We start from the raw sequence: 19,768 nt of genomic DNA on the forward strand, positions 1-19,768 counted from the left end.
CACGACGGCCGCGACAACCGGCCGCCGTAGTTTTTGAGAGGGCCGCTATTTTAGCGTAGCGCCGTGGACGCACGATATGGCACCGTGCGTCGCGCTCCGCAGAGATGTTGTGGGCGACCGGGGCCGGCGCAATGGCGCCGTACCCGGTGCGCTCCGCCGAGCCTGCGCGTCAGCAGGTCTCGTCGCGGCACATCGACAGAAGGGCGGCCGTGTCGCGCAACCCTTCGACGACCGTGTCGACGGACGGCGCCATGTGCGCATCGATCCGGCGCATGTACGGGCACGTCAGCACCGCGATCGCATGGCCGGACGGCCCGAGGATCGGCGCGGTCAGGTCGGTCACGCCGTAGGCCTGGCGGCTGTCCTGGCGCAGGTAGCCGGTCTGCCGGATGGACTGGCACGCATACGCGAGTTCCTGCTCGTTCAGCGGCGCTTCGCCTTTGACCTTGCGGTGCTCGGCGAGCATGTGCGCGCGATGCTCGGCGCCCTGGAACGACAGCATCACGCGCCCCGATGCCGTATCGGCGAGCCCGACGCGCGAGCCGAGCCGGACCGACACGCCCCACGAGCCGGGGCCGTCGACCTGCGCGATCACGAGCAGGTTGCCGCGATCGTAGACGGACAGGTGGCACGATTGTTCGGAGGCGTCGGCGAAGCGCTGCATCGGCGGCAAGGCTTCGGCGATCAGCCGGCTCATCGGCGGATGCCGATGCGCGAGCGAGAACAGCTTGAGGCTGAGCGTGTAGCGGTCGCCGCCGGTCGAGCGCATCACGTAGCGGCGTGCGACGAGGCGCTCGAGCATCCGGTAGATCTCGCTCGCGTTGCGGCCGAGTTCCTTCGTGATTTCGGTGCGGGTAAGGCCTTCTTTCTGCTCCGACAGGAGTTCGAGAATATCGAGACCCTTATCGAGCGCGGGTGCGCGATAGCGGTCGATTGCGCCCATCGATTCCCGAGCGTCGCAGCCGGGAATCAGGTCGTTGGTTGTTTGCATTGTCGGTGTGGAGTTGGGGGTGACTTTCGATCGATTGGCGACGCACGCTGACCGATTCTGCAACACGCTTGTGTCGAGCCTGCGTGTGGCGACGAACGCCATCCGTTTGAGCTTAACAACAAACACTTAGTGTGCAATGCAGCGTCTTTTTACCGATCGTTACCGGACAAGAACGGATCGATTCCCTTTCAGGATGACAGGGAAGCCCCGAATACCCGGTATTCATGACAGGTGGCACGGGTTCAAGGCGTTTGAAAGGCAATCGAGGGGCCGCGCGGGCCCCGATGCTGCGCCGCAGCGTCGGCGGGCGCACCAATAGTCGGTATCCGTCGCGGGTCATTTCACGGCGCGCGGCCGATGGTACAAAGGCTGGCGGGCCAGCGACGGTGCGGCCGCGCGTGAAGCCGGCCGGTACGGGCCGGACCATGTCGCGGGTGCCGGGCCGTCGTCGCCGATGCGCAGACCGGCGGCTGCCCGTTCGATGTGCGCCGTACTTACGTGCGGCGCCACGATCGCTGCGCCCGCGCGACCCTCGCGCGTCGAACGGCATGCCGGATGCGGCGCCGACGCGCGCAATCGACGATCGACAATCAGTCCGGCGCGCGGCCGTGAAGGGCCGCGTCAGCCGGTATCCTGTCCCATTCGACAACAGAGGTTGAGCACGATGAAACTGCTTCGCTATGGCCCGTCCGGCCAGGAAAAGCCCGGTATTCTCGACGCGGACGGCCGGATTCGCGACCTGTCCGCACATGTGCCGGACCTGTCCGGCGATGTGCTGTCCGACGCGGGTCTCGCGCGGCTGCGCGCGATCGATCCGGCCACGCTGCCGCTGGTGTCAGGCGAGCCGCGCATCGGCGCGTGCGTCGGGCATGTCGGCAAGTTCATCGGCATCGGCCTGAACTATGCCGATCACGCGGCCGAAGCCGGCATGCCGGTACCTAAGGAGCCGGTCGTGTTCGGCAAGTGGACGAGCTCGATCTGCGGCCCGAACGACGGAATCGACATCCCGAAAGGGTCGGTCAAGACCGACTGGGAAGTCGAGCTGGGCGTCGTGATCGGCGCGGCCTGCAAGGACGTCGACGAAGCGCGCGCGCTCGATTACGTCGCGGGCTACTGCGTCGTCAACGACGTGTCCGAGCGTGAATGGCAGATCGAGCGCGGCGGCCAGTGGGACAAGGGCAAGGGTTTCGACACGTTCGGCCCGATCGGCCCATGGCTCGTCACGCGCGACGAGGTGCCCGATCCGCAGCGTCTCGACCTGTGGCTCGAAATCGACGGCCACCGCTATCAGAGCGGCAACACGCGCACGATGGTGTTCACCGTCGCGCAGCTGATCGCCTATCTGTCGCGCTGCATGACGCTGCAGCCGGGCGACGTGATCACGACCGGCACGCCGCCGGGCGTCGGCATGGGCATCAAGCCGTCGCCGGTATTCCTCAAGGCCGGCCAGATGGTGCGGCTCGGTGTCGAAGGACTCGGCGAGCAACTGCAGCACACGCGCGACGCGCGGTAACCGCGCATCCGGCGATCCCGTTGAACGACCGCCGGATACCGATGATTCAAAGGCAAGGGCCCGCTTCCGCATTGCGCGGAATCGGGCCCTTGGCGTTGGTACGCGGGCCGGATCAGACGACGTTGTCGAGTTCGCAGTGCGCTTCCAGCCGATACCCGTCGGGATCGACGACGAACGCCGCGTAGTAGCCAGGGCCATAGTGTTCGCGCTTGCCCGGCCCGCCGTTGTCGTGGCCGCCGTGCTCGAGCGCGGCACGGTAGAACGCGTCGACTTCGACCGGCGACGCGGCCTTGAACGACAGGTGCAGCCCCGAATCGGGATCGGCGGCGATGGGGCGAGCCGCGTGCTGCAACCACAGCTCCGGCTCGGTCGTGCCGTACCCGATGGAGCCGTCGTCGCTGTATAGCCGTTTGTAGCCGAGCGCGCCGAGCGTGCTGTCGTAGAACGTCCGGCTGCGGCCGATGTGTGCAACGCCGAACGAAAGGTGATCGATCATCTGTTGGCTCCTTGGACTGAGAGGGGACTTCGGTGCGGCAACGTTGTTTTAACCACCATGCTGGTTATGTTAGAAAGTGCCCGCGGGCTTGTCAACCGGCATGCTGGTTAGATACGATCCGGGCATGAGCGATACGCAACCTTCCGTCACGATGGACTGCCTGATTCCGGCACCGCCCGAGACCCTGAGCATCGATTTCGCGAACACGCTGTATTGGCGTGGCAGCGACCCGCCGACGGAGACCTTCGGCACGATGGACGACCTGTTGGCGTGGTGTCGCGAGCAGGCCGGCGTGCCGGCTAACTTGGCGGAAGCGTGCCGCGCGCACGTCGAAGAGGAGGGGGAACCGGCGATGCTGACGCGCGCGCTCGCATTGCGCGAGGCGCTGTACCGCCTTTTTCATGCGCAGGCCGAGCAGCGCGAGCCACTCGCCGACGATCTCGCGCTGCTCGGCGGCTTCCTGGCGGAAGCAGCGCCGCGCGCCGCGCTGGCGCGCATCGATGGCGGCTATGCGTGGCGGGTCGGGGAGGGGCGTGCGACGCTGGCCGGGCTGCTGAGCCCGGTACTGTGGTCGGCGATCGACCTGCTCGGCGGTGCGCGGCTCGCGAAGGTCAAGCGTTGCGCGAACGACGCCTGCCAGTGGTTGTTCATCGACGACAGCAAGAACGGCAGCCGCCGCTGGTGTTCGATGTCGTCGTGCGGCAATCGCGCGAAGGCGTACCGCCACTATCACAAGGCCGGCTGACGGACGGCTCGGTCACTGCGCGGCAGCCGACCCTACTTCACCGACAACTTCCGCCACAGCGTCGTCTTGCTGATGCCGAGCATCGCGCACGCGCGGTCGCGGTCGCCGCCGCATGCATCGAGTACCGCACGGATCTCGTCGGCTTCCGCGCGACGGCGGCGCGCGTGCAGCGTCTGCGCATCGTCGCTGTCGGCCGTGTCGGGCGGTGCCGCGAACAGCTCGGGCGCGATCGCCTGTAGCGCGCCGGGATCGAGCGTGCCGCACGCGGCGGCCGGGTCGCTTTCGTCGACTTCCTCGGCCAGCTCCACAGCGATCCGCTCGATCACGTTCTGCAGTTCGCGCACGTTGCCGGGCCACCGGTAGCGCGCAAGCGCAGCCTGCGTCGTGCCGAGCACGCGCGCGGCATCGGTAGCGTCGCGCAGGCGTTCGGCGAGGCGCGGTTCGCGTCGTGCGGCCTGCACGAGCAGCGTGGCCGCGAGCGCCGGGATGTCGGCTGCGCGCTCGCGCAGCGGCGGCAGGCCGACGTTCAGGATGTTGAGCCGGTAGTAGAGATCCGCGCGGAACGTGCCGGCCTCGACGGCCGCGAGCAGTGGACGGTGCGTCGCGGCGATCACGCGCACGTCGATGCGGATCGGCTCGGTCGAGCCGAGGCGGATCACCTCGCGCTCCTGCAGCACCCGCAGCAGCCGGCTTTGCAGCGACGGCGGCATCTCGCCGATCTCGTCGAGAAACAGCGTGCCGCGGTGGGCGGCTTCGAACAGGCCGGTCTTGCCGCCGCGCCGCGCGCCCGTGAACGCGCCTTCCTCATAGCCGAACAACTCGCTCTCGAGCAGCGCTTCCGGGAACGCGCCGCAGTTGACCGCGACGAACGGGTAGCTGCGCCGCGCGGACAGCGCGTGCAGGCTCTGAGCGATCATCTCCTTGCCGGTGCCGCTCTCGCCGAGCACGAGCACGGTCGCGTCGGATTTCGCGTAACGGCGCACGAGATCGCGCACGCGCGCCATCGGCGCCGACGCGCCAACCACGTCGTCGAGCGCGTAGCGCGCCGCGAACTGCTGCGTGGTGGGCTGCGAACGCAACGCGCGGTCGAGCCGTTCGACCGCGCGCGATTCCTGGAACGTCAGCACGCTGCCCGACGTGACGCCGCGATCGACGAGCGGCCCGCGATGCACGACATAGCGCACGCCGCGCACGGTGGCGAGCGCGTCGCCGTCCTCGCCGCGCAGCGTGCGCAGCTCGGGCCGCAGGTCGACGAGCGCGCGGCCGACGGCCGCCGCGGGTTCGACCCCGAGCGCCGACGCGAGCCGTTCGTTGATCGCTTCCACGCGGCCGCGCGCGTCGAGTGCGACCACGCCGTCGCGCAGGTGCTGGAGCAGGTTGTCGAGCCGCTGGCGGCGGAATGCCTCGGCATGCGTCGCATATGCGACTTCGAGTGCCGTATCGACGGCCTTGCGCACCGATGCGTGCGAATACAGGAACACCGCGCCCATGCCGGCGCTGGCCGCGAGATCGGTGACGAGGCCGGGGCCGACGATCGTCTCGATGCCGCGGTCGCGCAGCTCGTGTACGCAGGCTTCCGCTTCCTGCGCGGACTGATATGACGCAAACTGCACGTCGAGGCCGTACGCGGCGACGAAGCGGCGCACTTCGGGCGGCGTTTCTCCGGCGCTGACGAGCGCGATCCGCGACGCGTCGCGCCGGGCGCGCGCGAGCGCCTGCATCACGTCGAAGCCGGTCGGCGACACGACCACCACCGGCACCTGCGCACGCGTCTTCAGGAAGCCGCCGTTCGAGCCGGCCGCGACGATCACGTCGGGCCGCGCGGTGCCGGCCTCGGCGATCGCGCTGAGCGCATCCTCATAGGCGCGCGTGACGATGCGCACGTCGGCGCGTTCGTCGAATTCGCCGGCGATCTCGCGAAAGAGGTCGCGCAGGCGGCTGATGCCCATCGCCCAGATGCGCGGGCGCGCCGCGCGATCGGCCGGGCCGACGGGTTTGGTCGAGGAGAGGTCCATGACGGTCGATTATGCGCGTGCGATTTCATTTTTGAAACTTGAAATTGCTGAATTGAAATCACCGGACAGTGCGGCGCCCGGGCCGGTTGCTTAAGAATCAGTGGGTTAGCGACGTTGTGCGAGCTGGCCCGGTCCTTGCTGTTAATGGTCGTTCCTTCAGGAGGCCGTTCATGAGCAATACGCATCTTCAGAGCGCCGGCGCGAAATTCCGCGCGGCAGTCGCGGCGGAGCAGCCGCTGCAGGTGGTGGGCGCGATCACCGCGTACGCAGCCAAGATGGCACAGGCCGTCGGCTTCAAGGCCGTGTATCTCTCGGGTGGCGGCGTCGCCGCGAACTCGCTCGGGATCCCCGACCTCGGCATCAGCACGATGGAAGACGTGCTGATCGACGCGAACCGGATCACCAACGCAACCGACCTGCCGCTGCTGGTCGACATCGATACCGGCTGGGGCGGCGCGTTCAACATCGCGCGCACGGTGCGCTCGTTCATCAAGGCCGGCGTCGCGGCCGTGCACCTGGAAGACCAGGTCGGCCAGAAGCGCTGCGGCCACCGTCCGGGCAAGGAAGTCGTGCCGGTCGAAGAAATGGTCGATCGCGTCAAGGCCGCGGTCGATGCGCGTACCGACGACCAGTTCGTGATCATGGCGCGTACCGACGCCGCGGCCGCCGAAGGGATCGACTCGGCGATCGAGCGCGCAGTGGCTTACGTCGAAGCCGGCGCGGACATGATCTTCCCGGAAGCGATGAAGTCGCTCGACGACTACCGCCGCTTCAAGGCAGCCGTGAAGGTGCCGATCCTCGCGAACCTGACCGAATTCGGCTCGACGCCGCTGTTCACACTCGACGAGCTGCGCGAGGCGAACGTCGACATCGCGCTGTACTGCTGCGGCGCCTATCGCGCGATGAACAAGGCCGCGCTGAACTTCTACGAGACGCTGCGCCGCGACGGCACGCAGAAGGCCGCCGTGCCGACGATGCAGACGCGCGCCGAGCTGTATGACTTCCTCGGTTACCACGAATACGAGCGCAAGCTCGACGAGCTGTTCGCGCAGGGCAAGAAGTAACGTGCCCGCGCGCCGGGATTCGATTCCGGAGCGTTTTGCATGGGGCCGGGACCAGGCGCTGAAGCGCCAAGTCCGGCCGACAGCTTTGCATCGGTCGGGCCCGGCGCCGCGGCGCCGGTTCAACCGACAGCTTTGCATGGGGCCGCACTAGGCGCTAAAGCGCCAAGTCCGGCCGACCGCTGATACCCCCGATACACATTGGAGAGCAGAAACATGAGCGAGACGAAAGACGCAGCAGCACCGGCCGCCGCAGGCGCATTCAAGCCGAAGAAGTCGGTGGCGCTGTCGGGCGTGACGGCCGGCAACACGGCGCTGTGCACGGTCGGCAAGACCGGCAACGACCTGCACTATCGCGGCTACGACATTCTCGACGTCGCCGAATCGTGCGAATTCGAGGAAATCGCGCACCTGCTCGTTCACGGCACGCTGCCGAACCTGACCGAACTGGCCGCCTACAAGACGAAGCTGCGCGCACTACGCGGCCTGCCGAACGCGCTGAAGGCGGTGCTCGAGCAGATCCCGGCGTCCGCGCACCCGATGGACGTGATGCGCACGGGCGTGTCGGTGCTCGGCACCGTGCTGCCGGAGAAGGACGACCACAACCTGCCGGGCGCGCGCGACATCGCCGACCGTCTGATGGCATCGCTCGGCTCGATGCTGCTGTACTGGTATCACTTCTCGCACAACGGCAAGCGCATCGAGACGGAAACCGACGACGACTCGATCGGCGGCCACTTCCTGCACCTGCTGCACGGCAAGACGCCGTCGAAGTCGTGGGTCGAAGCGATGCACACGTCGCTGATCCTGTACGCAGAGCACGAATTCAACGCGTCGACGTTCACCGGCCGCGTGATCGCGGGCACGGGCTCGGACATCTACTCGGCGATCACCGGCGCGATCGGCGCGCTGCGCGGGCCGAAGCATGGCGGCGCGAACGAAGTCGCATATGAGATCCAGAGCCGCTACAGCTCGCCGGACGACGCCGAAGCCGACATCCGCCGCCGCGTCGAGAACAAGGAAGTCGTGATCGGCTTTGGCCACCCGGTCTACACGATCTCCGATCCGCGCAACAAGGTGATCAAGGGCGTCGCGCACAAGCTGTCGAAGGAAGCGGGCGACCTGAAGCTGTACAACATCGCCGAGCGCCTCGAATCGGTGATGTGGGAAGCGAAGAAGATGTTCCCGAACCTCGACTGGTTCAGCGCGGTGTCGTATCACATGATGGGCGTGCCGACCGCGATGTTCACGCCGCTGTTCGTGATCTCGCGCACGTCGGGCTGGAGCGCGCACATCATCGAGCAACGCATCGACAACAAGATCATCCGCCCGAGCGCGAACTACACGGGCCCGGAAGACCTGCAGTTCGTGCCGATCGAGAAGCGCTGATCGTCCGCCGCGCACGCCGGCGCCCGCGAGGCGGGCAGCCGGCGCGCGGCATGTCATACCCCGATTCCCGCCCCACACCATGAATACCGCCAACCGCAAACCCCTGCCCGGCACGTCGCTGGACTATTTCGACGCGCGCGCCGCGGTCGAAGCGATCGCGCCCGGCGCCTACGACACGCTGCCGTACACATCGCGCGTGCTCGCCGAAAACCTCGTGCGCCGCTGCGATCCGGCGATCCTTGCCGATTCGCTGAAGCAGATCATCGAGCGCAAGCGCGAACGTGATTTCCCGTGGTTCCCGGCGCGTGTCGTGTGCCACGACATCCTCGGGCAGACCGCGCTCGTCGATCTCGCCGGCCTGCGCGATGCGATCGCCGACGGCGGCGGCGACCCGGCGAAGGTCAACCCGGTCGTGCCCGTGCAACTGATCGTCGACCACTCGCTCGCCGTCGAATGCGGCGGCTTCGATCCGGACGCGTTCGCGAAGAACCGCGCGATCGAGGATCGCCGCAACGAGGATCGCTTCCACTTCATCGAGTGGACGAAGAAGGCGTTCGAGAACGTCGACGTGATCCCGCCGGGCAACGGCATCATGCACCAGATCAACCTCGAGAAGATGTCGCCGGTGATCCAGGCGCAAGACGGCGTCGCGTATCCGGACACCTGTGTCGGCACCGACAGCCATACGCCGCACGTCGACGCGCTCGGCGTGATCGCGATCGGCGTCGGCGGCCTCGAAGCGGAGAACGTGATGCTCGGCCGCGCATCGTGGATGCGCCTGCCCGACATCGTCGGCGTCGAGCTGACCGGCAAGCGTCAGCCCGGCATCACCGCGACCGACGTCGTGCTCGCACTGACCGAGTTTCTGCGCAAGGAAAAGGTGGTCGGCGCGTATCTGGAATTCCGTGGCCCGGGCGCGGCGAGCCTCACGCTCGGCGATCGCGCGACGATCTCGAACATGGCGCCCGAATACGGCGCGACGGCCGCGATGTTCTTCATCGACGGCCAGACGACCGACTACCTGCGCCTCACCGGCCGCAGCGACGAGCAGGTGAAGCTCGTCGAGACCTACGCGAAGGTGGCGGGCCTGTGGGCCGATACGCTCGCCAACGCGCAGTACGAGCGCACGCTGACGTTCGACCTGTCGAGCGTCGTGCGCAACATGGCCGGCCCGTCGAACCCGCACAAGCGGCTGCCGACGTCCGACCTCGCCGCGCGCGGGATTGCCGGCCAGTGGGAAGAGAAAGCGGGCGAGATGCCCGACGGCGCGGTAGTCATCGCCGCGATCACGAGCTGCACGAACACCAGCAACCCGCGCAACGTGATTGCCGCGGCCTTGCTCGCGCGTAACGCGAATGCGCGCGGCCTCACGCGCAAGCCGTGGGTGAAGAGCTCGCTCGCGCCCGGCTCGAAGGCGGTCGAGCTGTATCTGGAAGAAGCGAACCTGCTGCCCGAACTCGAGAAGCTCGGATTCGGCATCGTCGCGTTCGCGTGCACGACCTGCAACGGGATGTCGGGCGCGCTCGACCCGAAGATCCAGCAGGAGATCGTCGATCGAGACCTGTACGCGACGGCCGTGCTGTCCGGCAACCGCAACTTCGACGGCCGTATCCACCCGTATGCGAAGCAGGCGTTCCTCGCGTCGCCGCCGCTGGTCGTCGCGTATGCGATCGCCGGCACGATCCGCTTCGACATCGAGAAGGACGTGCTGGGCCACGACCAGAACGGCCAGCCCGTCACGCTGAAGGACATCTGGCCGACCGACGAGGAGATCGATGCGATCGTCGCATCGAGCGTGAAGCCCGAGCAGTTCCGCAAGGTCTACGAGCCGATGTTCGCGCGTAGCGCCGATGCGGGCGAGCGCGCGGCGCCGCTGTACGACTGGCGCGCGCAGAGCACGTACATCCGCCGTCCGCCGTACTGGGAAGGCGCGCTGGCCGGCGAGCGCACGCTGCAGGGCATGCGTCCGCTCGCGGTGCTCGGCGACAACATCACGACCGACCACCTGTCGCCGTCGAACGCAATCCTGCTGGACAGCGCGGCCGGCGAATACCTGGCGAAGATGGGCCTGCCGGAAGAAGACTTCAACTCGTACGCGACGCACCGGGGAGACCACCTGACCGCGCAGCGCGCGACCTTCGCGAACCCGACGCTGATCAACGAGATGGCGATCGTCGACGGCGCGGTGAAGAAGGGCTCGCTCGCGCGCGTCGAGCCGGAAGGCAAGGTCATGCGGATGTGGGAAGCGATCGAGACGTACATGAATCGCAAGCAGCCGCTGATCGTCGTGGCCGGCGCCGACTACGGCCAGGGCTCGTCGCGCGACTGGGCCGCGAAGGGCGTGCGGCTCGCGGGTGTCGAGGCGATCGCCGCCGAAGGCTTCGAGCGGATCCACCGCACGAACCTGATCGGGATGGGCGTGCTGCCGCTCGAGTTCAAGCCGGGTACCAACCGGACGACGCTCGGCATCGACGGCACCGAGACCTTCGACGTGATCGGCGAGCGCACGCCGCGCGCCGACCTGACGCTCGTGATTCACCGCAAGAACGGCGAGCGCGTCGAGGTGCCGATGACGTGCCGGCTCGATACGGCCGAGGAAGTGTCGATCTACGAGGCGGGCGGTGTGCTGCAGCGCTTCGCACAGGACTTCCTCGAATCGTCGCAGGCGGCTTGATCGAGTCACACAGGGATAACGCACACATGGCTCACACTCCTCAAATCAGGATTCCCGCGACCTATATCCGCGGCGGCACCAGCAAGGGCGTGTTCTTCCGGCTGCAGGACCTGCCGGACGCCGCGCAGGCGCCGGGCGCCGCGCGCGACGCGCTGCTGCTGCGCGTGATCGGCAGCCCCGATCCGTACGGCAAGCAGATCGACGGGATGGGCGGCGCGACGTCGTCCACCAGCAAGACGGTGATCGTGTCGAAGAGCGCGCGGCCCGGCCACGACGTCGACTACCTGTTCGGTCAGGTGTCGATCGACAAGGCGTTCGTCGACTGGACCGGCAACTGCGGCAACCTGTCGGCGGCGGTCGGCCCGTTCGCGATCAGCGGCGGGCTCGTCGATCCGGCGCGCGTGCCGCGCGACGGCGTCGCGACCGTGCGGATCTGGCAGGCGAACATCGGCAAGACGATCGTCGCGCATGTGCCGGTGACGAACGGCGCGGTGCAGGAAACGGGCGACTTCGAGCTGGATGGCGTCACGTTCCCGGCCGCCGAAGTGCAGCTCGAATTCATGGATCCGGCCGCCGAGGAAGAAGGCGCTGGCGGGTCGATGTTCCCGACCGGCAACCTCGTCGACGATCTCGCGGTGCCGGGCGTCGGTACGCTGAAGGCGACGATGATCAACGCGGGGATCCCGACGATCTTCGTCGAAGCGGAAGCGATCGGCTACACGGGTACCGAGCTGCAGGACGCGATCAACGGCGATGCGAAGGCGCTCGAGAAGTTCGAGACGATTCGTGCGCACGGCGCGCTGCGCATGGGGCTGATCGACACGCTCGATGAAATCGCGACGCGGCAGCACACGCCGAAGATCGCGTTCGTCGCGAAGCCGGCCGATTACGTCGCATCGAGCGGCAAGCGCGTGAATGCGGGCGACGTCGACCTGCTGGTACGCGCGATGTCGATGGGCAAGCTGCACCACGCGATGATGGGCACGGCGGCGGTCGCGATCGGCACGGCCGCGGCGATCCCCGGCACGCTCGTCAACCTGGCGGCGGGCGGCGGCGCACGCAACGCGGTGCGCTTCGGGCATCCGTCGGGCACGCTGCGCGTCGGCGCGGAAGCGCAGCTCGAAAACGGCGAGTGGACCGTCACCAAGGCGATCATGAGCCGCAGCGCACGCGTGCTGATGGAAGGCTGGGTGCGCGTGCCGGGCGACGCGTTCTGAGCGTTGCCGGTTGAGCGGTACGGATGCGGGCGGCTTCGGCCGCCCGCGTCGTTTTTGTCATCCGTGCAGGAACCGGCGCAGTGCATCGTGGCTGAGGCGACGCGCCGTTTCGGACACGCGCGCGCCGGGCACGATGTCGAAACCGTGCACGCCGCCGGGGAGCACGTGCAGTTCGGTCGGCACGCCCGCGCGAAGCAGGCGCTGCGCGTAGTCGAGATTTTCGTCGAGGAACAGGTCGAGCGAGCCGACCGACAGGAATGCGGGCGGCAGGCCGTCGAGCCGCGTGGCGCGTGCGGCGGCGGCGTACGGCGACACGCCGTCGAGGCCCGGCGCATGACCGAGCAACGCGCTCCAGCCGAACCGGTTGTTGGCCGCATGCCAGACGAACTCGCCGGCGTGCGGATGCGGCGTGCGCGTGCAGGTGCGATCGTCGAGCATCGGATAGATCAGGTGCTGGAACGCGAGCGGGTATTCGCCGCGGTCGCGTGTCAGCAGCGCCAGCGCGGCGGCGAGCCCGCCACCTGCGCTTTCGCCTGCCACGCCGATCCGCGCTGCGTCGACGCCGAGTGCATCGGCGTGGCGGAAGACCCACGCGAGCACCGCGTAGCAGTCCTCGATCGCGCCGGGAAACACGGTTTCCGGCGCGAGGCGGTAGTCGATCGAGATCAGCGCGCAGCCGAGCTGCGTCACGAGCGACCGGTGCACTGCCTCGAGATCCTTTGCCGCGCCGCGCACGTAACCGCCGCCGTGCATGTGGGCGATCGCCGGGAGCGGGCGTGCGCCGGCCTCGGGCAGATAGACGAGGACCGGGACGTCCGGCGCACCGGCGGGGCCGGGCACTGTGCGGCGTTCGAGCGTACTGCCGGCGAGGTCGGGCGGCGGCAGCGGCAGCACGCGTTCGCGCGACTGCGCGAGGTTGTCGGTGCTGAGCGTGACGGTCGGCCAGGCAGCGAGCAGCGGGCGGATTTCAGGATCGACGAGATGCAGGGTATCCAACGCATGGCTCCATCGTGACAGTGGGCCGCGCGATCACAGCACGCTGCGCGCGACGACCCAACGGTGTACCTCGGTCGGGCCCTCGAAGATGCGCATCAACCGCGCTTCGCTGGCCATCTGCTGTAACGGCATTTCCTTCGTCATGCCCATCGCGCCGAGCGTCTGCATCGCATGATCGATGACGCTCGATGCCATTTCGGTCGCGAATACCTTGACCATCGAGATCTGCGTGCGCGCGTCCTGTCCGGCATCCACGCGCGCGGCCGCTTCGTAGGTCATGAGGCGGCACGCGTGGATCTGCGTGAGCGCGTCGGCGACCCACCACTGGACAGCCTGACGTTCCGCGAGCGGCACACCGAAGGTCGTGCGCTGCTTCGCATGGTCGCACAGCATCGCGACCGCGCGCTCGGCGCGGCCGATGCACCAGGCGGCCATCTCCAGCCGCCGGTTCGCGAGCCGTGCCTGCATCGGCGCGAAACCGGCGCCTTCCCGGCCCAGCAGTTGCGCGGCGGGAATGCGGCAGTGCTCCAGCACGATTTCATACGTGGACAGCCCGCCGATCATCGGGATCCGGCGTTCGATGATGAAGCCCGGCGTATCGCGGTCGACGATGAACGCCGACATGCCGCCGCGCTTGCCCTTGCTTCGATCGGTGAGCGCCATCACGATCGTCCAGTCGGCTTCGGTCGCATGGCTGATCCAGATCTTGCGGCCGTTCAGCACCCAGCTGTCGCCGTCACGCACGGCCGTTGTGGACAACGCGCCCGGATCCGAGCCGGCGCCCGGCTCGGAGATCGCCATCGCGGCACGCGTGACGCCGCGTGCGTACGGATCGAGATAGCGCGCGCGCTGCGCGTCGTCGGCCACTTCGCACAGCATCCGCAGGTTCGGCGAGTCCGGCGGCAGGATGTACGGGGTCACGGTCGTGCCGATCGCTTCGTTTACGCCGACCATCGCGACCGCCGGCAGGTCGGCGCCGCCTGCATCGAGCGGCGCGTCGAGCCCCCACAGGCCGAGCTGCCGCGAGCGCTCGTCGAGGTGCGCGCGCTCGTCGTCGAGCAGCCCGAAGCGCTGGCCGTCGGCCTCGCGCGCCATCACGGCCGCTTCGAGTGGAATCAGTTCGTCTTTCACGAAGCGTGCGACGAGGTCCCGGATCATCCGGTGGTCGAGTTCGAGTTCGAAATTCATGAGAGTCGATGAGAGTGAGGGAGGAAAGGCCGACGCGGTCAGCCCGCGTCCGGACGAGACGATGCGCGGGCGCGCAGCGTGAACAGCAACGCGATGGCGCCGGCTGCGAGCAGCGCGGCGTTGAAATAGAGTCCGCCGCGCATCGATCCGGTGGCCGTGTTGAGCACGCCCATCAGGAACGGGCTCGCGAACCCGCCGATCGCGCCGGACATCGTGATCGCCGCGATCGCGACCGCCATCGAGCGCTTCGGCAGCGCGAGCCCCGGCAGCACCCAGAACGCCGGTAACGTCGCGGCGTGCGTCGCGACCGCGACGCAGAGGGCGATCATCATGTGTGTCGTGCCGGTGACGCGCGCCAATCCGGCGAGCGCCGCCGCGCACGCGATCATCGCGAAGGCGCCGTGCCCGCGCCATTCGCGCCGGCGTTCGGTGCGCCAGCCCATCCCGAGCATGCCGACGATGCCGCACAGGTAGGGCAGCGCGGACAGCAGCCCGATCTGCATCGCGCCATGCAGGCCGCCGCGATGAAGAATCACGGGCATCCAGAACACCAGCGCATAGCCGGCGGCCGCGATCGCGAAATTGGTCGTGCACAGCAGCCAGAAATCGCGGTGCGCGAGCAGCGGGCGGGCCATGTTCGCCTCCGGCGTGCCGGCTTCGGCCTGCGTGTGCGCGGCGTGCAGCGCGGCCTTGTCGGCGTCCGACAGCCAGCGTGCGTCGTCCGGCCGGTCGTCGAGAAACCGCAGCGCGACGAAGCCGAGCACGCTGCTCGGCAGTCCTTCCACGAGGAACAGCCATTGCCAGCCGCTCAGGCCCGCGGCGCCGTCGAAGTACGACAGGATCGCGCCCGACGCGGGGCCGGCGATCATCCCCGCGAGGTACAGCGCGGTCATGAAGAGCGCGAACGCCTTCGCGCGCTGCTTCGGCGGATACCATGCGCCGAGATAGAACAGGATGCCGGGGAAGAAGCCGGCCTCGAACACACCCAGCAGGAAGCGGCACGCGTAGAACTGCGCGGGCGTCGTGACGAACATCGTTGCGGCCGAGCCGAGCCCCCACAGCACCATGATCCGGGCGATCGTCCTGCGCGCGCCGATCCGCGCAAGCAGCGCGTTGCTCGGAATCTCGAACGCCATGTAGCCGATGAAGAAGATGCCCGCGCCGAGGCCGTAGACGGCGTCGGAGAAGTGCAGCTCGGCCGCCATCTGCGCGTGCGCGAAGCCGATGTTGATCCGGTCGATGAACGACAGCGTGTAGCAGAGGATCAGGAACGGCAGCAGCCGGCGCGAGATCCGGCGGTAGAGCGCCGGCGTCGCACCATCGTCAACCGTGGCCGGGTGGGTCGAAAGGGTCGGGGTCATGAGCACTCCGTCAGAAGCGGTGAACGAGGCCGAGCGCGAACACCTGCTCGGTGCCGCCCGGTTGCGGCTGCAGGCCGACGACGACCGTGTTGCGGGCGTCGCCGCCGTTCTTCATGTAGAGATAGCGTGCGTAGAGCGACGTCCGCTTCGACAGCGGGTGGTCGTACCCGATGCCGAGCGCGGTCGCGTCGTTCGCCGAGCCTTTCACGTCGCGGCGTACGATCGAGACGAGCACGCGATCGAGCGCGCCGACGTTGATCGACGCACCGGCACTCGCGGTCGAGAACGCGGGCAGGTTGCGCGCCGTGCTGATGCCATAGAGAAACGCGGCGTACAGCTTGACGCGGGCGAATGCGTAGTTGGCCGCGAACACGTAGTGGCGGGTCGTCGACGGGGACACGACGGGCGACAGGTTGCCGGCCGACGTGTCGCCCTGGAAGCCGGCGCCGACGTAGAGCCCGCCGATCCGGTACTGGAGCCCCGCGCCGTAGTTGCGTCCGGCCTGCGTGGACAGCGCGTTCGGTGTCGGGAAGCCGTACGTGGCCATCACGCGCAGGCCGTTCCAGTCGGTGCTCAGGTACGACACCGCCTGGTTGAAGCGCGGAATCGGCGGCGTCGTGTTGGGGGTGATCGTGTCCGTCGACGTCGCGAGCAGCGCGAGCGGCGACAGCCGTTCGTTGAGCCCGAACGGATCGCCGTCATAGACGATGTAGAACGACGGCGTGTATTGCCGGCCGAGCCGGAGGTCGCCGTAGCGCGTGTTCTGCAGCGCGACATAGGCCTGCCGGTAAAACAGCGTGCCGCCCTGGAACGACCCGTCGGCCGGGGAGAAGCCGCTTTCCAGCACGAACTTCGTCGATGTGCCGCCGCCGAGATCCTCGACGCCCGTCAGCCCGAACCGGCTCGTCGACGATCCGCTGCCGCTTTGCCGCATGCTCGACAGGCTGCCGATGCGATCGAATTCGATGTAGCTGTCGACGATCCCGTACAGCGTGACCGACGATGCGTGCGCCGATGTGGCGCATAGCACGCACGCGCCGACCAGGAATGCTTTCTGTTGCATGAAGGTGTCTCCGTTCCATGTTTTTTTCGCGCGCCCGCGTTCTGGGAGCGGTTGCGCGCGTGATGCCGCCGTGTCGCGTCGGGCTCAGCGCCCCTTGAATACCGGCTTGCGCTTCTCGAGGAACGCGCGGGCGCCCTCGATCCGGTCTTCGCTCGCATAGACGTCGGGGCCGACGTCCAGCCGCAGCGCGGCGGCCACCGGCAGCCCCTGGCTGCGGGTGGCGGTTTCCTTGATGCGGCGGATCGTCAGCGGCGCGTTCCCGGCGATCGTCTGCGCCAGTTCGCGCACGGTGTCGTCGAGTGCGGCGCCGGGGACGACGCGGTTCAGCAACCCGGCGCGCTGCGCCTCGTCCACGTCGAAGCGGCGGCCCGTGAACAGCAGCTCCATCGCGATCGCGCGCGGCAGCAAGCGCGGCAGCAGCACGCTCGCGAAGTTCGCGCCCATGCCGACGCGTGCTTCGGGCAATGCGAAGGTCGCGTGATCGGCGGCGATCCGCAGGTCGCACGCGAGCGCGATCTCGAAGCCGCCGCCGATCGCGTAGCCGTTAATCGCCGCGATGGTCGGCTTGCGCAGCTCGAGGATCAACTCGTGCACGTTGCGTGCGAGCCCGCGCATCGGCTGCATGCCGCGCATCTCGGGATCGCCGAGATCGACGCCCGCGCTGTACGCGCGTTCGCCCGCGCCGCGGATCACGATGACGCGGATCGACGGGTCGTCGTCGAGCGTGACGAGTTCGTCGCACAGCCGCCGGATCGCTTCGGCGGACAGTGCATTGGCGACGTGCGGACGATGGATCGTCAGCCACGCGATGCCGCTGTCGTCGTTGCGCAGGATCGACGGGGCGTTGTCGCCCGTCAGCGAAGAGAACGAGCCGGATGGGGTCATGACGCGCTCCCGGTGGCGTCTGCACGCGTGTCGTGGAGCACACCCGCTTGCCGCAGCGCGTCCCGGCGCGCCGCGTCGATGCCGAGCGCGTCGAGCACGGCGTCGGTGTCGGCGGCGAACGGCTGGGGCGGCCGGCGTATCGATCCGGGCGTGCGGGAGAGTTTGGCGGGGACGCCCGCGCCGGTGTACGTGTCGGTCTTGACGAACATCGCGTTGTGCGCGGCTTGCGGATGGCCGAACGCATCGGCGACGGTGTTCACCGGGCCCGTCGCGACGCCGGCGTTCAGCAACCGCTCGACGATGTCGTCGGCATGCAATTCGGCGGTCAGCTGGCCGAGCAGCATATCGAGCGCATCGCGATGCGCGACGCGTTTCGCGTTGGTCGTGAACCGTGGATCGCGCGCCAGCTCGGGCACGCCGAGCGTTTCGACGAGCCGCGCGAACGTGCGGTTGTTGCCGGCGCCGGTCGAGATCGGCTTGTCCTTGCACGGATAGACGCCGTACGGCGCGATCGCGGCATACACGTTGCCGGTCGCGACGGGCACGTCGCCGGTCGCCATCCAGGTCGTGCTGACCGGATGCAGCATCGACAGCGCGGTGCTGAACAGGTCGATGTCGACGTGCTGGCCGAGACCCGAGCCGGTCCGTTCGACCAGCGCGAGCAGGACGCTCGACACGGCACTCAGGCCCGCCGCGTAGTCGATGACCGGGAACGGCACCTTGAGCGGCATGCCGCCCGGCTCGCCGTTGATCGACATGAAGCCGGCGAGACCCTGCGCGACGGCGTCGTAGCCCGGAAACCGCGCCAGCGGGCCGTCGGTGCCGTATCCGGAGATCGAGCAGTGGACGAGGCGCGGGAAGCGCTCGCGCAGACAGCCTTCGTAGCCGATGCCCCAGCGTTCGAGCGTGCCCTGCTTGAAGTTGTCGATCAGCACGTCGGCCGTGTCGAGCAGGCGGAACAGCACGTCGCGCCCGTCAGGGTGCGACAGGTCGAGCGCGAGATTGCGCTTGTTGCGATTGAGCCCCCAGTAGTAGCTGGAGATGCCGCTCGGCATCGCGGGCCCCCAGTCGCGCGTTTCGTCGCCTTGCGGCGGTTCGATCTTGATGACGTCCGCGCCGTGGTCGGCGAGCGTCTGCGCGCAGAGCGGCCCCGCGTAGACGCGGCTCAGGTCGACCACGCGCACGCCTGCGAGTGCGCCTTCGGTACTGCTTGTCATGACGATGTTTCCTTCGATGTGGGATTCGGCGGGCCGGCACGCCGGCATGCGATGCGGCGCGGATTCAACCGCGCGCGGCGAACAGTGCGTTCACGGCTTCGCGGTGTTCGGGGGTGGCGTGCGCGAACGCCTGGTACGACGCCGACAGGTCGAGCAGCGTGTCGAGGCTCGCGTGGCGGCCTTCGCGCAGCAGCCGCTTGGTCAGGCGCAACGCGGTGCCCGAGTGCCGGGCGATGCGGCCGGCCAGTTCAAGCGCGTGCGCAAGGAGGTCGCCATCGGGAACGACACGCGATACGAGCCCGCAGCGCAGCGCCGCCTGTGCGTCCAGCGCATCGCCCGTGAACGACATTTCCGCAGCGACGGCGCTGCCGACGATCTGCGGCAGGAACCACGCGCCGCCGTCACCGGGCACGAGGCCGAGGGCGATGAAGCTTTCGGCGAAGCGGGCGCGTTCGGCGGCGATGCGGATGTCGCACATGCACGCGAGATCGGTGCCGGCGCCGATGGCCGGGCCGTTGATCGCCGCGATGGCCGGCACTTCGAGGTGCTGGAACGCGTGCGCAATGCGCTGGATGCCGCGGCGATAGCTTGTCCGGATCGCGGCGAGGTCGTGCGGGTCCGATTCCATGAACGCGCGCATCGCCTTCACGTTGCCGCCCGACGAGAACGTCGTGCCGGCACCGGTCAGGACCAGCACGCGGATCGATTCGTCGCGGTTCGCGTCGTCGCAGCATTCGGTCAGTGCGTCGATCGCATCGTTGTCCGAAATGGCGTTGCGTGTTTCCGGACGGTTCATCGTGACGGTCAGGATCGGTCCCTGCCGTTCACGGATCAGAAAGGCTGTCATGGTGTCTCCGAGTATTCCGTGCCGCGCGACTTCACGCCGCCGGCCGAAGCCTAGTATCGTCACGACGGTTGGCGGCGGGAAATTCCGTTCCACATATGTGGAAGGCTCGC

Annotated in this window: 16 protein-coding genes; 6 read left to right on the forward strand and 10 right to left on the reverse strand. The window is 68.2% G+C overall.

Annotated elements, in window-relative coordinates; genetic code table 11:
- Positions 1–169: 169 nt before the first annotated feature.
- Complete coding sequence (locus QZM67_RS10515) at positions 170–991, reverse strand: IclR family transcriptional regulator (protein ID WP_043181176.1); 822 nt, start codon at positions 989–991, stop codon at positions 170–172.
- 664 nt (positions 992–1,655) lie between these two features.
- Here QZM67_RS10515 and QZM67_RS10520 point away from each other — a divergent pair.
- Entirely contained in the window at positions 1,656–2,504 is an 849-nt protein-coding gene (locus QZM67_RS10520; RefSeq protein ID WP_175024880.1) for an ureidoglycolate lyase, read from the forward strand.
- Positions 2,505–2,616: 112 nt separating this feature from the next.
- Here the strand turns inward: QZM67_RS10520 and QZM67_RS10525 are convergent, their stop codons facing one another.
- Entirely contained in the window at positions 2,617–3,000 is a 384-nt protein-coding gene (locus QZM67_RS10525) for a VOC family protein (RefSeq protein ID WP_175024879.1), read from the reverse strand.
- A gap of 100 nt (positions 3,001–3,100) precedes the next feature.
- On the opposite strand from QZM67_RS10525, the gene QZM67_RS10530 reads away from it, so the two are divergent.
- Entirely contained in the window at positions 3,101–3,745 is a 645-nt protein-coding gene (locus QZM67_RS10530; RefSeq protein ID WP_301802528.1) for an ABATE domain-containing protein, read from the forward strand.
- A 32-nt stretch (positions 3,746–3,777) separates the two neighbouring features.
- Here the strand turns inward: QZM67_RS10530 and prpR are convergent, their stop codons facing one another.
- Positions 3,778–5,760 carry a propionate catabolism operon regulatory protein PrpR gene (prpR, locus tag QZM67_RS10535; RefSeq protein WP_301802530.1) on the reverse strand — a complete coding sequence of 661 codons (1,983 nt, stop codon included), beginning with the start codon at positions 5,758–5,760 and terminating at the stop codon, positions 3,778–3,780.
- Positions 5,761–5,930: 170 nt separating this feature from the next.
- Here prpR and prpB point away from each other — a divergent pair, with 170 nt between their 5' ends.
- The 4 genes from prpB to prpF all read left to right on the forward strand — a co-directional run bounded on the left by prpB (position 5,931) and on the right by prpF (position 12,101).
- A complete protein-coding gene (prpB, locus tag QZM67_RS10540) occupies positions 5,931–6,824 on the forward strand; it encodes a methylisocitrate lyase (RefSeq protein ID WP_011353756.1) in 894 nt (297 codons plus the stop codon).
- A gap of 213 nt (positions 6,825–7,037) precedes the next feature.
- Positions 7,038–8,210: a 2-methylcitrate synthase gene (gene prpC / locus QZM67_RS10545; RefSeq protein WP_175024876.1), complete on the forward strand. Its 1,173-nt coding sequence runs from the start codon at positions 7,038–7,040 to the stop codon at positions 8,208–8,210.
- 79 nt (positions 8,211–8,289) lie between these two features.
- Positions 8,290–10,884 carry a Fe/S-dependent 2-methylisocitrate dehydratase AcnD gene (gene acnD, locus QZM67_RS10550; protein WP_301802535.1) on the forward strand — a complete coding sequence of 865 codons (2,595 nt, stop codon included), beginning with the start codon at positions 8,290–8,292 and terminating at the stop codon, positions 10,882–10,884.
- Positions 10,885–10,910: 26 nt separating this feature from the next.
- Positions 10,911–12,101, forward strand: coding sequence for a 2-methylaconitate cis-trans isomerase PrpF (gene prpF / locus QZM67_RS10555; RefSeq protein WP_089451639.1), 1,191 nt, complete (start codon positions 10,911–10,913; stop codon positions 12,099–12,101).
- Between the two features lie 57 nt (positions 12,102–12,158).
- On the opposite strand, the gene QZM67_RS10560 is transcribed toward prpF, so the two are convergent.
- From QZM67_RS10560 to QZM67_RS10590, 7 genes are all read right to left on the reverse strand, one after another.
- Entirely contained in the window at positions 12,159–13,097 is a 939-nt protein-coding gene (locus QZM67_RS10560; protein ID WP_301802538.1) for an alpha/beta hydrolase, read from the reverse strand.
- A 33-nt stretch (positions 13,098–13,130) separates the two neighbouring features.
- A complete protein-coding gene (locus QZM67_RS10565; protein ID WP_205823907.1) occupies positions 13,131–14,285 on the reverse strand; it encodes an acyl-CoA dehydrogenase family protein in 1,155 nt (384 codons plus the stop codon).
- A gap of 38 nt (positions 14,286–14,323) precedes the next feature.
- Positions 14,324–15,646, reverse strand: coding sequence for an MFS transporter (locus QZM67_RS10570; RefSeq protein WP_301802541.1), 1,323 nt, complete (start codon positions 15,644–15,646; stop codon positions 14,324–14,326).
- Positions 15,647–15,656: 10 nt separating this feature from the next.
- A complete protein-coding gene (locus QZM67_RS10575; protein WP_301802542.1) occupies positions 15,657–16,709 on the reverse strand; it encodes a porin in 1,053 nt (350 codons plus the stop codon).
- An 84-nt stretch (positions 16,710–16,793) separates the two neighbouring features.
- Entirely contained in the window at positions 16,794–17,594 is an 801-nt protein-coding gene (locus tag QZM67_RS10580; protein WP_301802545.1) for an enoyl-CoA hydratase/isomerase family protein, read from the reverse strand.
- Positions 17,591–18,811 carry a CaiB/BaiF CoA-transferase family protein gene (locus QZM67_RS10585; RefSeq protein ID WP_301802547.1) on the reverse strand — a complete coding sequence of 407 codons (1,221 nt, stop codon included), beginning with the start codon at positions 18,809–18,811 and terminating at the stop codon, positions 17,591–17,593. Before QZM67_RS10585 ends, QZM67_RS10580 begins: the two co-directional genes overlap by 4 nt.
- A gap of 64 nt (positions 18,812–18,875) precedes the next feature.
- A complete protein-coding gene (locus QZM67_RS10590; RefSeq protein WP_301802549.1) occupies positions 18,876–19,658 on the reverse strand; it encodes a crotonase/enoyl-CoA hydratase family protein in 783 nt (260 codons plus the stop codon).
- Positions 19,659–19,768 lie beyond the last annotated feature (110 nt).

It is taken from the genome of Burkholderia sp. AU45251, assembly GCF_030482905.1.
GTDB lineage: Bacteria > Pseudomonadota > Gammaproteobacteria > Burkholderiales > Burkholderiaceae > Burkholderia > Burkholderia aenigmatica.